This window comes from Nocardia sp. NPDC058244, assembly GCF_042882065.1.
In the GTDB taxonomy this organism is placed as follows: Bacteria; Actinomycetota; Actinomycetes; order Mycobacteriales; family Mycobacteriaceae; genus Nocardia.
Window position 1 is genome coordinate 386,535 of record NZ_JBHVWX010000005.1, and the last position, 14,697, is coordinate 401,231.

General features: G+C 69.3%; 17 protein-coding genes and 1 pseudogene. 1 reads left to right on the forward strand and 17 read right to left on the reverse strand.

Annotated elements, in window-relative coordinates; translation table 11 throughout:
• Positions 1–2: 2 nt before the first annotated feature.
• The 16 genes and pseudogenes from hypF to ACFVW6_RS18260 all read right to left on the reverse strand — a co-directional run.
• The gene (hypF, locus tag ACFVW6_RS18185) at positions 3–2,270 is read right to left on the reverse strand and encodes a carbamoyltransferase HypF (protein WP_378828932.1); all 2,268 of its coding nucleotides are present in this window, start codon (positions 2,268–2,270) and stop codon (positions 3–5) included.
• Positions 2,267–2,509 (reverse strand): HypC/HybG/HupF family hydrogenase formation chaperone, encoded by a 243-nt coding sequence (locus ACFVW6_RS18190; protein WP_355272704.1) that lies wholly within the window; start codon positions 2,507–2,509, stop codon positions 2,267–2,269. The genes hypF and ACFVW6_RS18190 overlap by 4 nt, the downstream gene beginning before the upstream one ends.
• Before the next feature lie 3 nt (positions 2,510–2,512).
• Positions 2,513–3,007 carry a hydrogenase maturation protease gene (locus tag ACFVW6_RS18195; protein ID WP_357346663.1) on the reverse strand — a complete coding sequence of 165 codons (495 nt, stop codon included), beginning with the start codon at positions 3,005–3,007 and terminating at the stop codon, positions 2,513–2,515.
• A gap of 1 nt (position 3,008) precedes the next feature.
• On the reverse strand, positions 3,009–3,128 hold the full coding sequence (locus tag ACFVW6_RS18200; protein ID WP_378828935.1) for a DUF6893 family small protein: 120 nt from the start codon (positions 3,126–3,128) through the stop codon (positions 3,009–3,011).
• A gap of 15 nt (positions 3,129–3,143) precedes the next feature.
• On the reverse strand, positions 3,144–4,478 hold the full coding sequence (locus ACFVW6_RS18205) for a hypothetical protein (protein WP_378828937.1): 1,335 nt from the start codon (positions 4,476–4,478) through the stop codon (positions 3,144–3,146).
• Positions 4,475–5,122, reverse strand: coding sequence for a DUF6084 family protein (locus tag ACFVW6_RS18210; RefSeq protein ID WP_378828940.1), 648 nt, complete (start codon positions 5,120–5,122; stop codon positions 4,475–4,477). The genes ACFVW6_RS18205 and ACFVW6_RS18210 overlap by 4 nt, the downstream gene beginning before the upstream one ends.
• Complete coding sequence (locus tag ACFVW6_RS18215) at positions 5,122–5,754, reverse strand: DUF5947 family protein (protein WP_378828942.1); 633 nt, start codon at positions 5,752–5,754, stop codon at positions 5,122–5,124. The genes ACFVW6_RS18210 and ACFVW6_RS18215 overlap by 1 nt, the downstream gene beginning before the upstream one ends.
• The gene (locus ACFVW6_RS18220; RefSeq protein WP_378828944.1) at positions 5,751–6,683 is read right to left on the reverse strand and encodes a NifU family protein; all 933 of its coding nucleotides are present in this window, start codon (positions 6,681–6,683) and stop codon (positions 5,751–5,753) included. Before ACFVW6_RS18220 ends, ACFVW6_RS18215 begins: the two co-directional genes overlap by 4 nt.
• A gap of 2 nt (positions 6,684–6,685) precedes the next feature.
• Positions 6,686–8,482 (reverse strand): nickel-dependent hydrogenase large subunit, encoded by a 1,797-nt coding sequence (locus ACFVW6_RS18225; protein WP_378828946.1) that lies wholly within the window; start codon positions 8,480–8,482, stop codon positions 6,686–6,688.
• Positions 8,483–8,494: 12 nt separating this feature from the next.
• A complete protein-coding gene (locus ACFVW6_RS18230) occupies positions 8,495–9,550 on the reverse strand; it encodes a hydrogenase expression protein HypE (protein WP_355272721.1) in 1,056 nt (351 codons plus the stop codon).
• Positions 9,551–9,623: 73 nt separating this feature from the next.
• Positions 9,624–10,421 (reverse strand): hydrogenase nickel incorporation protein HypB, encoded by a 798-nt coding sequence (gene hypB / locus ACFVW6_RS18235; RefSeq protein ID WP_378828949.1) that lies wholly within the window; start codon positions 10,419–10,421, stop codon positions 9,624–9,626.
• Complete coding sequence (locus tag ACFVW6_RS18240) at positions 10,379–10,753, reverse strand: hydrogenase maturation nickel metallochaperone HypA (protein ID WP_378828951.1); 375 nt, start codon at positions 10,751–10,753, stop codon at positions 10,379–10,381. Before ACFVW6_RS18240 ends, hypB begins: the two co-directional genes overlap by 43 nt.
• A gap of 77 nt (positions 10,754–10,830) precedes the next feature.
• Entirely contained in the window at positions 10,831–11,550 is a 720-nt protein-coding gene (locus ACFVW6_RS18245) for an energy-coupling factor ABC transporter ATP-binding protein (protein ID WP_378828954.1), read from the reverse strand.
• Positions 11,547–12,308: a cobalt ECF transporter T component CbiQ gene (cbiQ, locus tag ACFVW6_RS18250; RefSeq protein WP_378828956.1), complete on the reverse strand. Its 762-nt coding sequence runs from the start codon at positions 12,306–12,308 to the stop codon at positions 11,547–11,549. The genes ACFVW6_RS18245 and cbiQ overlap by 4 nt, the downstream gene beginning before the upstream one ends.
• The gene (locus ACFVW6_RS18255; RefSeq protein WP_378829422.1) at positions 12,309–12,752 is read right to left on the reverse strand and encodes a PDGLE domain-containing protein; all 444 of its coding nucleotides are present in this window, start codon (positions 12,750–12,752) and stop codon (positions 12,309–12,311) included.
• Positions 12,726–13,406, reverse strand: a pseudogene (locus tag ACFVW6_RS18260) (energy-coupling factor ABC transporter permease); the annotation flags it as partial. The gene ACFVW6_RS18255 and the pseudogene ACFVW6_RS18260, both read right to left, overlap by 27 nt.
• Positions 13,407–13,513: 107 nt before the next feature.
• Between ACFVW6_RS18260 and ACFVW6_RS18265 the strand changes: the two are divergent.
• Entirely contained in the window at positions 13,514–13,912 is a 399-nt protein-coding gene (locus ACFVW6_RS18265; protein ID WP_378828958.1) for a low affinity iron permease family protein, read from the forward strand.
• A 149-nt stretch (positions 13,913–14,061) separates the two neighbouring features.
• On the opposite strand, the gene ACFVW6_RS18270 is transcribed toward ACFVW6_RS18265, so the two are convergent.
• Entirely contained in the window at positions 14,062–14,667 is a 606-nt protein-coding gene (locus tag ACFVW6_RS18270) for a TetR/AcrR family transcriptional regulator (protein WP_378828961.1), read from the reverse strand.
• Positions 14,668–14,697: the final 30 nt, after the last annotated feature.

The window sequence follows — 14,697 nt, forward strand, 5'->3', positions numbered from 1 at the left end:
GCTCAACCCGCACCGGCGGCGAGTAGTTGCCCGAACGCGAGACCACCGTCGTTGGGCGGCAGTCGGCGATGGGTGATGACGTGGAATCCGTTGTCGCGCAACACAGCGCGTGCTGCCGAGAGCAGCAGCGCGTTCTGGAACACCCCACCCGAGAGCGCGACGGTCGTCGGGCGTGGTGCGAAATCGCGGGCGAGGTCGAGCACCAGCGCGGCCACGGCCAGGTGGAAGCGCGCGGCAATCACGGCGGCCGGGACGCCGTGCGCGGCGTCGGTGACCACGGCGGCCACGACCGGGCCCGGGTCGATCACGGCCGGGTCGGCGCTGTGATCGAGGCCGAACCGGTAGGCGCGGGCGCCGGGATCGACGGCCCGCGCGAGGGCCTCCAGTTCGATCGCGGCCTGGGCCTCATAGTCGACGGTGTGGCGGACCCCGGCCAGCGAGGACACGGCGTCGAAGAGCCGTCCCATGCTCGAGGTCGGGGTGCAGCCGAAGCCGGAACCGAACTGGTGTGCCAGCACGGCTCGTTCGTCGGCGGGGCAGGCGGCGACCGAGGCGATCGTGTCCGACCAGTCCAGGCCCGCCGACCACAGGTGCGCCAGCGCCATCCGGTAGGGCCTGCGCACGCTGACGTCCCCGCCCGCCAGCGGCACGTACTTCAGGTGCGCGAGCCGCCGGTAGCCCTTGTAGCCGGCGGACAGGACCTCGCCGCCCCAGATCGCGCCGTCGGGTCCGAATCCGGTGCCGTCGAACGCGATCCCGGTGACCGTGTCCGTCGCGCCGAGTCCGTGTTCACCCATGACCGCGGCGATGTGCGCGTGATGATGCTGCACGGTGTGCACCGGACGGCCGTCGGCGTGGGTGCGCGCCCAGGCGGTGGATCGGTAGCGCGGGTGCGCGTCGGCGACGAGCTGGGTGGGGTGGACCCCGGTCAGTTCGGCGAGGTGTTCGGCGGCGAAGCCGAAGGCGCGCAGGGTGGCCAGGTCGTCCATGTCGCCGATGTGCTGGCTGAGCCACGCGTAGCGGCCCTCGCCCACCGCGCAGGTGTTCTTCAGGTCAGCGCCGACGGCGAGCGTCGGCGGCACCGGGACGGGCAGGGTCAGCGGGAGCGGGGCGTAGCCACGCGAGCGGCGCAGGGGCAGTTCGGCGCCGTCGACGACACGCACCACCGAGTCGTCGCACGGGGTGAGGATGCGGCGATCGTGGGCGAGCCAGCCGTCGGCGAGGCCGGCGAGGCGGGTGCGGGCGTCGGCGTCGTCGAAGCAGATCGGTTCGCCACCGAGATTGCCCGAGGTCATCACCAGGACCCGCGGGCCGGGCAGGTCGCCGGGGAGCCCGAACAGCAGCAGGTGTAGTGGCGTGTAGGCCAGCAGCACGCCCAGGTCGGGGTTGCGTGGCGCGATCGAGGGGGCGAGCGCGTCGCCGCGACGCGGCAGCAGCACGATCGGCCGTTGCGGGCCGCCCAGCAGTGCGGCGGCGTTGTCGTCGACCTCGGCGATCGTGCGCGCGGTGGCCAGGTCGGCGACCATGACGGCGAAAGGTTTGTCGCCGCGCCGTTTCCGGCGGCGCAGGGTCGCCACGGCGGACTCGTCGGCGGCGTCACAGGCGAGGTGGTAGCCGCCGATGCCCTTCACGGCGAGGATTCCCCCCTCGCGCAAAAGGTTTCGGGCCGACTCCACCGGGTCACCCGGCCCGGACCAGGTCAGCCGGGGGCCGCAGTCGGGGCAGGCGATGGGCTGGGCGTGGAAGCGCCGGTCGGCCGGGTCGGCGTACTCGGCGGCGCAGCGCGGGCACATCGGGAAGTCGGCCATCGACGTGCTCGGCCGATCGTAGGGCAGTGCGGCGATGATGGTGAATCGCGGACCGCAGTTGGTGCAGTTGATGAACGGGTGCCGATAGCGGCGGTCGGCGGGATCGGTGAGTTCGGCGGCGCAGTCGGCGCAGATCGCGACGTCGGGTGAGGCCAGGGTGCGGCCGCCGCCGTCGCGAGTGGTGTCGGCGATGCGGAATCCGGTGCCGCCGAGGAGCGCGACGGTGCGCTGCTCGACCGCTTCCACGACCGCCAGCGGCGGCGGACGCTCGCGCAGCCGCCGCGCGAACTCGTCCAGATCGGCGGGCGCGCCTTCGATCTCGACGATCACCCCCGAGCTGTCGTTGGACACCGATCCGGCCAGCGACAGTTCGGCGGCGGTGGTGTAGACGAAGGGCCGGAAGCCGACGCCCTGCACCACCCCGCGAACCACGAGGCGACGGCGTTGCCGGTCGGCGGTCATGGCTGCTCGCCTCGGCCGAGCAGATTCAGCCCAGCCAGCGCGGTGGCGGCACCGGCCTCGTCGGTCTTCTCGACCGCCAGCCCCATGTGGATGATCACCCAGTCGCCGGGGTGCACCGGATCCTCGTCCAGCAGACCGATATTGACCTTGCGGTCCTCACCGGACACCGTGACCAGGGCGAGCTGCCCGTGATAGCCGTCGAGGATCTCCACGACCTGTCCGGGGATGCCGAGGCACATGGTTCATCCCTCCGATCGGTTCGGGTCGGGTACCCGCGCGGCCGAGGCCAGTCGGGTGAGTACCTCGGCCACCGCGACAACGGCCGGGTCGACCGCCGCGAGGACCGGTGCGGACAGTCCGATGCCCTCCGCCACCGAGTGGACCTGACAGCCGACGACGACGGTCGGCGGCAGGGTCCCGCCGAGCGCGCGCACGCTCGCGAACACGGCGTCGGGGTTCATGGCGTGCGCGTCGAGCTGCGCGGCGCCGGTGGCGTCGGGTTCGGCGTGGAAGACCGACAGCGCGCCGGGGGTGCCGCGGTCGGGGATCGCGTCGACGAGGACCAGCGCGTCCCAGGGGTCGAGCAGGTCGTAGGCCAGGTGCATGCCGCGGATGCCGTAGTCGACGACGCGCACGTCCGCACCGTGCGGCGGGAGCCGTCGCACCACTTCGGGCCCGAAACCGTCGTCGCCGAGGAAGATGTTCCCGATCCCGGCGACGAGCACCCGCGCCGTCATCTCACATCCGGCGCATCTTCAGGTAGCGCTGCAGGTCCGGGATCGACCGGACACCGAGGACCGCGGCGACGGTCGCCACCACCGCGGCACACGCCACCGCGATCATTCCTATCGTGGCCATGATTGACCTCTTCTCTCATTCTCGTCGGCTGTCGAGTGGTTCGATCTCCTCCGGGGCGAAATACAGGTAGCGGCCGTACCATTCGTGCAGTTCGGCGGCGGGGTCGTCCTCGATGACCACGCCGACATGCGCCTGCCCGTCGACATCGGCGTGCACCGTGACGACCCGGGCGATCCGGCCGTCGTAGAACAGGTCGTGCGCGTCGGCGCGCCGCGACGGATGCAGGCGGACCCTGGTGCCGCTGCGCACCCGGACCGCACCGACCATGACCGCGTCGGACTCGGGCCGAACGGCGTTGTCGGCCGCCGGGTCCCACCAGTCGACACCGTCGGGCACCTCGGGGATCAGCGCGGCGGCGTCGGCGTGGGGATCGCGCAGCACCCCGTGCAGCTGCTGGAGGGCCTCCGGGGTCATGGCGTCGCAGCGGTCGATGATCTCGGCGGCCCGCCGGTCGGTCGCGCGGGCGGCGGCTTTCTCCTGATCGGTCATGGTCATCACCCGCAGGGTCAGGATCTCGTCGATCTCGGTGGAGTCGAACAGCGGTCCTTCGCTCTGCTCGGCGATCTCGGGGTGGTCGTAGAGGATGATCGGGGAGATCAGCACGATGCTGTGGTCGCCGGGCGGCCCGGCCAGCACCGGGAAGCAGCGGTGCTGGGCACAGCGGGCCACGGCGGCCTCGGCGTCGGGTGGGGGTTCGAGCAGCGAGACGAACGAGCCGTCGTCGACCTCGGCGATGACGTGCGCGCCGATGAGGGAGCGGGCCATCGCTGCGGGCTGGTCGGCCGCCGGGGCACCGATATTGCGCAGGGTCACGCTCAGCCGCGTCCAGCGCCCGTCGGGTTCCACCGCCACCCGCAGCTCACCGTCGAGGTGCTCGCGGGTGCGGACCAACCGGCCTGCCGGTGTCCCGTCGGGTCCCGGGATCGCCTCGACGTCGGTTCCACCCGGAATCGACAGGCGTGCCGTCGAATCGGCCGGGCGCAGCGGCCCGATCCGCTGCTCGCATTCGACCGCCTCGTCCCAGCTGATCCACGATCGCCCGCCGATCGCCAGCTCAGCGACCGGGACTCCCCCGGCATCCTCGACCGCGCGGCGCTGCAATTGCAGGAACCGGACGGTCAGGGTGATCGAAGTGCGCGCACCGGCGTCGAGCAGGCACTGGGCCGACAGCTCCGCTTCCTCCCCCAGCCCCGCCGCGGCCGCACCGACCGGGCCGAGCACGCCGAACTGCCAGCGCGACTGGTTCTTCGCCGAGTTCGCCCGGTACGGGTACAGCAGGTAGCCCTCGTAGAGCACCGCGTCGGCGACCGCGCGTGCCCTGGCTCGTGATCTCGTCGGGTCGGCACTCATGAGGTGTCCTCGGCGGTGTCGAGCAGCCGGGCGACCGCATCGTCGAAGCCGAGCAGTCCGTGCTCGGACTTGTAGGCGACGATCGCGTCGAGGGTGTCGCGGCGCAGCCGCAGCCAGCCCGAGTTCGGGAAGTGGGCGGCCATCAGGTCGTCCCACACCGAGACCGGCATCTCGAACTTGTCCTCGCGGTCCCACGGGATCTGCTGGATCGCGAAACCGGTGGCGCCGCGGATGAACACGGTGCCGCTGAACAGGAAGATCAGCGGCACGGTCCCCTCGCGCAGCGCGTGCAGATACTTGGTGCCGCTCACTTCGAAGTCGTAGGTGCACGGCATCGGCAGGTCGACCTGGGCACCGCCGTGGAATCCGGGAACCATGGTGGCGCAGTGCATCCAGAGGAAGGAACGCTGGGTGTCGCGCCAGCGTTCGCGCGGCCCGAACAGGTCGATCATGCCCGCGCTCTCCTCGTCGGTGTAGCCGCGCCGGTGCGGTTCGATCCGCACCTGCGCGCGCAAGGCGATGGCGTGCACCGGCTCCTCGCCGAGCGCGGCGATCCCGACGCGCGCGGTCAGGGTCGGCGTCGCGGCGTAGGGCTCGGGCGCGATACCGAGGACCGCGAAGGTCGTCGAGTAGGCCGGGCACATCACACACCCCCCGGCCGGGCCCGCGCCGACACCGTGGCGAAGAACTCGTCGAGGTACCGGTGCACGTCCTGGCCGCCGTCGAACCCGCGCCACAGCAACCGCATCCGGCCGACGAACTCGTAGCAGGCGTCGATCGGCAGCAGCAGACAGACGGCCTCGGCGGTGCCGCGCTCGGGGACCCGGATCATCAGCGCCTCGACATCCGGGACGGCCACATCGATCTCCGGGTGCCGGTCGAGCAGGGTGCGCCACTCGTCGAGGGGCAGTTCGGATTCGGTGGCGCCCGTCGGTCCCGGATAGAACGCGACGGTGCGGCCCAGCGCGGAATTGTCGAAGAAGAACGCCAGGCCCACCGGGATCTCGAGCGCGTCCCACTCGCCGTGGCCGAGGGCGAACTCCGGGAAGCTCAGGTACCGGTCGGGCACCGCCCGGTACCGCAGGGCGGCGTTCTGATCGGTGAACAGCAGGTAGCACCCCCGGCACACGCACAGCAGCTGGCGCCCTTCGACATTCACCACGTGCTGGTGCTCGGCGGTGAGGGACTCCGCGCACATCTCGCACCGCTCGCCCGCCGCGACGGCGGGCTTGCGGTCGACGGTGAGGCGCCGCAGCACCCCCAGCGGAGAACTCACCCGGCCACCCCCACCGGAACGGCCACCGACAGCTCGCCGGCGCGCACCAGCAGCGGCAGCGGTTCGAGATGGCCGTCGCCGTCCACCCTGGCACCGGCGTGGACGGCGTCGTAGTGCGCTCGGCAGGTCGGACAGCGCAGGACCGCGTCCCCGACCGGGAATCCGACCCGCCGCTGCAGCGCGGCGCCGGCCAGGGAGTGGTCACACGCCGGACAGTGATCGCGGTAGACGAACAGGTCGTCGCCGACCCGGCAGGCGAGCACCGCGTACCCACCGATGGCGAAGCCACCGACCTCGCCGGCGCCCAGCTCCCCCAGCTCGGGGACCGCGATCCAGCTCCCGTGCTGCTCGGCCACCGGATGATGCTCGGCATGCACCCGGGCGAACAGCGAGTCGGCCGAGATCAGGGCATCGGTCGACTCCGGTTGCGCGGCAGCGACTTCGATCGATTCGATCTCCGGCGCCGCGGCGCGCACCGCGTCCTCCACGGCCAGTTCCAGGGTCACCGAGGACGACGGGCAGGTCCGGCAGCTTCCGGACAGTTCCAGGCGCACGACGCCGTCGACGACGCCGAGCAGCTCGACATCGCCACCGTGAGACCCCAGGTACGGGCGCACACTGTCGAGGGCCGCGCGGACCCGGGTGTGCACATCGTGCGGATGCAGGCCGTGCACCAGCAGCAGGCTCGCGACGAGGTCGTCGGCGGCGAGCCGGTCGCGCATGTCGTCGTCGACGACCGCGAGCACCCGGGCCAGCCCCTCGCCGTAGAGATCGGAGACCTCGCGCACCAGTTGCTCGGCGCGCTCACGGGCGACGACCCCACCCGCCGAACTGGCGTCGAGCAGGGTCTCGATCCGCTCGCCTGCGCCGCGCCATCGGTCTCGGTCGATCGCTGCCTCGTCGTGCTCCCCCTGCCGATCCGGCGTCACCGTTACTCCCCGGTGAGAGTCTGGGTGGGCGAGTGGAGTTTCTCCAGCGTCTTGCCGTTGCCGAGGTACATGTGCACCCCGCACGGCAGGCACGGATCGAAGCTGCGCACGGTGCGCATGATGTCGATGCCCTTGAAGTTCTCGCGGTCGTTCTCCTCGAAGATCGGCTGGCCCTGCACCGCGTCCTCGTACGGGCCCGGCGTGCCGAAGCTGTCGCGGGGGTTGGCATTCCACGGCGTCGGCGGATACGGGTGATAGTTGGCGATCTTGCCGTCCTTGATCACCATGTGATGCGACAGCACCCCGCGCACCGCCTCGGTGAATCCGCAGCCGATTCCCTCGTCCGGCACCTCGAAGTGCTCCCACGTCTTGGTCCGCCCCGCCCGGATCTCCACGAGCGCCTGCTCCGCGAAATGCAGCGCACAGGCCGCGGCGTAGGCCTGGAAGTAGGTGCGGGCGCGATCGCGTTCGATGGTGTTGCTGCCGAACGCGGGGATCGTCCATTCGAGGCTGACCGGTCCCTTCAACGCGGTCTTGGGCAGGTTGATCTGCACACTGTGCCCGGTCGACTTCACATAGCCGATATCGACCAGCCCGGCCAGCGCCGTCGACCACAATCTGGCCAGCGGTCCGCCACCGGTGTCGAGCGCCAGATGGTCGGTGCCGTCGAACCAGCGCGGCGACATCACCCAGCTGTACTTGTCGTCCATGTCGCGCTTCTGCGGCTTGGGATTGGTGTGCTGGTTCCAGGGGTGCCGCCGGTCGACCGGATTACCGAGCGGGTCGGTCTTCACGAACATCTCCTGATCGGTCCAGTCGTCGTAATACGAACTGCCCAACAGGATTCGGATGCCGAGATTGATGTCGACCAGGGAGGTGGTCACCAGTTTCCCGTCGACGACCACACCGGGGGTGACGAACATCCGCCGACCCCACTCCTCCATGTCCTTGTACGCGAAATTGCACACCTCCGGGTCCTGGAAGGACCCCCAGCAGCCCAGCAGGGTGCGCCGCAAGCCGACCTGTTCGTACCCGGGTAGCGCCTCGTAGAAGAAATCGAAGAGGTCGTCGTGCATCGGCACGACCTTCTTCATGAATTCGACGTAGCGCATCAGGCGCGTCATGTAGTCGGTCATCAATTGGATCGTCGCGACGGTGCCGACGCCGCCGGGGTACAGCGTCGACGGGTGCACGTGTCTGCCTTCCATCAGGCAGAACATCTCGCGGGTGTAGCGGCTCACCTGCAGCGCTTCCCGATAGAACTCGCCGGTGAACGGATTCAGCGCGCGCATGATGTCGGCGACCGTGCGGTAGCCGTGCTCGGCCGAATGCGGGGCCGGGGTCTTCTCGGCCTGGGCGAGGACGCCGGGATTGGTCTCGGCGACCATCTTCTCGCAGAAATCCACGCCGACCAGATTCTCCTGGAAGATGTTGTGGTCGAACATGTATTCCGCGGCCTCACCGAGATTGACGATCCACTCGCCCAGGTGCGGCGGCTTCACCCCGTAGGCCATGTTCTGGGTGTAGCACGAGCAGGTGGCGTGATTGTCGCCGCAGATGCCGCAGATGCGGCTGGTGATGAAGTGCGCGTCGCGCGGATCCTTGCCCCGCATGAAGATCGAGTAGCCGCGGAAGATAGATGAGGTGCTGTGACACTCGACCACTTCCCGGTTCTCGAAATCGATCTTGGTATAGATTCCCAGGCTGCCGACGATGCGGGTGATCGGGTCCCAGGCCATCTCGACGAGACTGTCCGGTTCGATCTTCTTGTGCGACGGCTCGGGGATGATGGCAGTCATTCCAATCGCCTCCTACCAGGTGCGGGTGGCGCCGGATTCCAGCTTCTCGCCCTTGTGCCGCCAGCGCGGCTCCTTGTCGACCGTGCGTCCGGTGATGTGGCGCAGGCTGCGGATCACCGACCCGTACAGCCCTGATGCCGTCGAGGAGATCTTCCCGCCCGGCGGCTCGTCCATGAACGGCATGAATTTGTCCGGGAATCCCGGCATGGTGCAGCCGATGCAGATGCCACCCACATTCGGGCAGCCACCGACGCCGTTGATCCAGCCCCGCTTGGGGACGTTGCATTTGACCACCGGGCCCCAACAGCCCAGTTTCACAATGCATTTCGGTGAGCCGTATTCGTCGGCGAAGTCGCCTTCCTCGTAGTAGCCCGCCCGATCGCAGCCTTCGTGGACGGTGGCGCCGAACAGCCATTTCGGCCGCAGCGCCTCGTCGAGGGGAATCATCGGCGCCTGTCCGGTGGCCATGTAGAGCAGATAGGTCAGCGTTTCGGACATGTTGTCCGGGTGGGCCGGGCAACCCGGCACGCACACGATCGGGATTCCCGCCTTGGATTTCCAGTCCCAGCCGAGGTAATCGGGCACACCCATCGCGCCGGTGGGATTCCCCGCCATGGCGTGGATGCCGCCGTAGGTGGCACAGGTACCGACCGCGACCACCGCGGTGGCCTTCGGGGCCAGCCGGTCGAGCCATTCGCTGGTCGTCATGGGCTGACCGGTCGCGGGATCGTTGCCGAAGCCGCACCAGTAGCCCTCCTCGTGGAGTTGTTCGTTCGGAATGGAGCCCTCCACGACCAGCACGAACGGTTCGAGTTCACCGCGGTCGGCTTTGAAGAACCATTCGAGGAAATCGTCGGCACCACCGGTGGGACCGCATTCGAAATCGATCAACGGCCAGTGCACCGCGATCTGCGGGAGCCCGGGAAGAGCGCCGAGGGCGATCTCCTCGATACTGGGCTGGGTCGCGGCGGTCAGCGCGACCGAATCACCGTCACAACTGAGGCCTGCGTTGATCCACAGCACGTGGATGAGGGCCTGTTCTGCTTTGATTGCTTCCTGGGTGGGCATGGGCTGTGCCACTTTCTGAAGCGGGGCATCGCAGGCTCGTGGTGGCCCACGATGTGATCCTGATCACGTCAGTCTATGTCTCCCGTGAGTGATCCTCAATAGTTGCCGAGCGCTGCCGCCGCAGCCACTCGTACCACTGCGTCATGCCGGAACCGCTGGTCACCGACAGTGGCAGGATCTGCGCGTGCGGGTTGATCGCGGTCGCGTATTCCCGGCATCTGTCCAGGTCGAAGTCGACATACGGCAGGAGATCGATCTTGTTGACCAGGACCAGCGATGCCGCCGCGAACATGTGCGGGTACTTCAGCGGCTTGTCGGTGCCCTCGGTCACCGAGATCACCACGACTTTGCCGCGCTCGCCGAGGTCGAACAACGCCGGGCACACCAGGTTGCCGACGTTCTCGACGAACAGCAGGGTGCCGGGCGCGGGGTCCAGCGTCTCGAGCGCGCGGTAGGTCATCTCGGCGTCGAGGTGACAGCCGGCGCCGGTGTTGATCTGCACCACCCGGCAGCCCGTCGCCCCGATCCGCTCGGCGTCGAGCAGGGTCGCCTGGTCACCCTCGATCACCGCGATCGGCATCTCGGTGAACTCGCGGATCGTGCGTTCGAGCAGCGTGGTCTTGCCCGCGCCGGGTGAGCTGGTCATGTTCAGCGCCAGGATGTCGCGGGCGGTGAGCCAGTCCCGGTTGCGCTCGGCCAGGAGGTCGTTCTTGGCCAGGACCTTCTGCTCGAGGGTGATGGTCTCGGTCACCGGCAGGTGCACGTGATCACCGCCGTGACCATGACTGTGCCCGTGGTGCTCGTGCTCGTGCTCGTGCGGGAGGGTGATCACCGCGGCGTCGTCGTCGCCACATCCACAGGTTGCGCACATTCTCGGCTCACTTCCATCGACCGGATTCGGAGTTCGTGCCCGGCGCTGATCGCCACATCGGCGCTGCCGCATTCGCACAGGACGATCGGTTCGAGCACGGTGAACTCGGCGCCGCAGCGTCGGCAGGCCGCACGGCCGGGCACCACGTCGATCTCGAGGCGCCCGCCCTCGGCGAGAGTTCCCTCGGCGGCGAGTTCGAAGCAGAACTGCATCGCCTCCGGGACGACCGCGCACAGCGCGCCGACCTCCAGGAGCACGCTGTGCACCCGTGCTCCCGCCGCGTGTTCGCAGACGGCGTCGATGACACTCTGGGTGATCGCCATTTCGTGCATCGCAGTCTCGGCTCGTCGAGGGAGAACCCACTGCTGAGGCTACTCCTCGGCAACCCGCCGACGCGATGGCCGAATGTTCAGCTGAGGCGGTGCGCGGCGAGCAGGGCGGCATCGCCGAGGATGTCGGCGGTGGGGCCGTTGGCGACGACCTCGCCGCCGTCGAGGATGACGACCCGGTCGCAGATCCGTTGCGCGTAGGGCAGATCATGGGTCACCACGAGCATGGTGGTCGGCAGCGACAGCAGGATCTCGGCCAGCTCGCGGCGGGCCACCGGATCGAGGTTGGCGGCGGGCTCGTCGAGCACGAGAACCTCGGGCCGGCACGACAGCACCGTCGCCAGTGCGGCCCGACGGCGTTCCCCGAGCGACAGGTGCGCCGGTGACCGCCCGGCCCGATCCGTCATCCCCACCGCGGCGAGCGCCTCGCGGACGCGATCGGCGAGAGCCTCGCCGCGGACGCCGAAGTTGGCGGGACCGAACGCGACGTCCTGTTCGACGGTCGGCATGAACAGCTGGTCGTCGGGGTCCTGGAACACCACCCCGACCCGTTCCCGGATCTCGCGCACACTGTCGCGGTCCAGCCGCAGACCGCCGATGTGCACCTGTCCCGAGGTGGCGGTGAGCACCCCGTTCAGGTGCAGCATCAAGGTGGACTTGCCCGCCCCGTTGGGCCCGAGGACGGCTACCCGCTCCCCCTGCGCGATCTGCAGGTTCACCCCGTTCAGCGCGCCGGTCCCGTCGGGATAGGCGAAGGTCAGGTCGACCACGCGCACCGCGGGTGTCGTCGGTTCGGTCACCGCACCATCCAAGCACCGGCGCAGACGACGATCGCGGCGGCCGCGGGCAGGCAGCCGAGCAGCCACTGCCTGCCGGTGGCGTGCGGGGTGCCGACATCGGGCACGGCGCCGTCGAACCCACGCGACAGCATCGCCAGGTGGACCCGCTCGCCGCGTTCGTAGGACCGCAGGAACAGGGTGCCCGCACCGCGCGCCGTTGCTCCGGCATGGCGCAGGGTGCGCGGATCGTCGCCGCGCGAGATCCGCGCCAGCCGCATCCGCGCCGCCTCGGCGACCAGCACGTCGACATAGCGCAGCATCAGCACCACGATCATGACGATCGTGCCCGGCACCCGCAGCCGCGTCAGCCCTTCGGGCAGGGCACGCACGCTCGTCGTCGCGGCCAGGGTCAGTGAGATGCCCACGCCGATCGTGCCTTTCGCGATGATGCCCCACGCGGCGTACAGGCCGGTCACCGACAGCGACAGTCCGAGAACCTCGGTGCGGGGTTCCCCGGCGGCGAAGGGCAGCAGGACCGCCAGCACGACGAAGGGCAGCTCGATGAGCAGCCGAGGCGCGATCCAGCGCAGCGGGATTCCCCACCACCGCCACAGCGCGACCAGGCCCACGGCATAACAGCCGAACGGCCACAACAACTCCCGCGGGGTCGCCACGACCGCGAACACCGCGACCACCGCGCAGACGATCTTCACCTCGGCCGGCGCACGATGCGCGGGCGAGTTCCCCGCCAGATACAGCCGGTGGACCGGGCCGCTCACCTACTCCGGCTCCGCGTCCGACAGCGCCGCGGCCTCATCGGCACGATCCGCCGGGCGCGTCCCGTGCCGCCCGATCCGGATCGTGCGGACCACCGCGAACAGCACGGCGAAGGCCGCCGCGACGCCGACGATGCCCGCCAGACCGGCCAGATCACTGTTGCCGTCGATCGCGTAGTCGGCCAGCGGTGAACCGGCGAACCGGTGTTCCTCGGCGCTCTGGGCGATGCACTCACCCCGCAGCTCCTCGCCACCGTCCACCTCGACCGTGGTGCACCCACGCTGGGTGGTGGCGTCGAGCCCGTCCGGATGGGAACTCGCGGCGTAGGACAGCACGCCCGCGACGAGTACGGCAGCCGCGGCGAACGCCCACAGGAATCCGGTGAACGACAGCCGCGCGCGAGCGGGAGACGCCGTGGCGGACACCGGTTCCGCCGCGCGGAGCACGTAGACCAGGTCGGGCCGCGCGTTGAACACCGCCACCACCGTGATCGCGGTGATGATGCCCTCGCCGATCCCGATCAGCGCGTGCGTGACGAACATGTAGCCCGCGACGGCGCCGACCGTGGAGCCCGCGGCACCACCGATCGCGTATTCGACGACGAAACCCATGGCGGCACAGAGGGTTCCGATGAGCGCGGCGACGAAGGCCACGATGCCGATGCCGGTGTCGGCGCGCCGGCGCAGCAGTGACACCCCGGCGCGGGCGACCAGATATCCCACGCCGACACCGATGAGGGCCATATTGGTGATGTTCGTACCGAGTGCGGTCAGCCCACCGTCGGCGAACAGCAATGCCTGGACGACCAGCACGATCGCCACGCACAACGCCCCGAGGTAGGGCCCGACCAGGATGGCGGCCAGCGCCCCGCCCAGCAGGTGCCCGCTCACGCCGGGCAGGATCGGGAAATTCACCATCTGCACCGCGAAGATGAACGCGGCGACGAGTCCGGCCATCGGCGCCGCTCGCTCATCCAGCTCGGCCCGTGCTCGCCAGCCCGCGAACCCGAGCCCCACTGCCGCGATCCCCACGAAGATCAGCGACGTCGGCGCATCGACGATCCCGTCGCTCATGTGCATTGCCACGGTATTGCCGTTCACCTGTCAGAACACTACGCCATTTATCTGTCTATGTGAACAGATAAAGGGATGTCCGGGCACGACATCGGCTGGATGCCACCCGGGTTGGACGCGACTAGAATCCGATGATGGAGCGTCGCAGCACAGCCGCGCGCAGCCGCGGCGGAGGTGATCACCGCTCGCCCTTCGACCGGTTCGTCGAGCATGCCGAACTGCGGGTGAGCCAGGCTCCGTTCTTCTTCCTCTGCGTCGGAATCGTCGCCGCGTGGCTGATCAGCTTGCCGTGGTGGACGGATCTCAAGACCTGGCAGGTCGCTATCCACACCGTCGCGAGCGTCTTCACGCTGCTACTGGTAGTCCTTCTCGAGAACGCGGGCCGCCGCGCGAGCGAGGCCGCGCAGGAGAAACTCAATGTCATCGCCGAGGCACTGGCCACGCTCATGACCTCGTCGGCGTCCACCGATCCCGAACTCCGCGCGGCGGCGGAACGGCTGCGAGAGTCGGTCGGACTCGAGGAGCGCCACTGACCCGACGGTGGCGACGCCGAGCAAGCGGGCCGACGCACTACCGGCGTTGACAGGTAGCGAACCCGACAGATGCGGGAATGTGATGGCGGCCGTGACTCAGTCCGACCGGTCGAGCAATGGCGGACCCGGCGAGTCACGAGCCCGCCTCGTCATCGACGACTCGGTCCTGCCGGGCTGATCTCGCTCAGGAGTTGCGTCGCGACCGCCGTCACGTGGGTGGCGAAGGCGTCTCGGTCGGTACCGAGACTGCCTTCCGTCCACTCGACGAACAGCGAGATCAGGGCGCCGAAGAGGGCGGAGAAGCGCATCCGCACACCGGGATCGTCCGGCGAGCCGGTGACGCGATCGCCGAGGACGGCCAGTGTGATCGCTGGAATGGTCTCGCGCACATAGCCCCGCAGCCGCGCGTCCGCCACCGGCTCGATCAGCAGAATGCGACAGATCCGTGGATCGGCCTCCATGAGGCGGGCCGCGGCCTCGAACACGGCGTGCAGATCGCCGGATGCCGCCGCCGGCGCGACGGCTTCCTCCAAGCGGGACAGCGCCGCCTGGTACACCGCGTGCAAAAGCCCCTCCGTATCGGCGAAGCTCTCGTAGAAGAACCGCTGACTCAACCCCGCCGTACGGCACACCGAGCGCATCCCCAGGGCGGAAACACCTTGCGTGCCAACCATATCGACACCGACATCGATCAGGCGCGCCCGCCGGTCGGCAGCGCGGCCCTCGGCGGTCTGCCCGCCGTAGCTCCTTGACACGGCACCACTTTACAAGAACCATTTCCCATC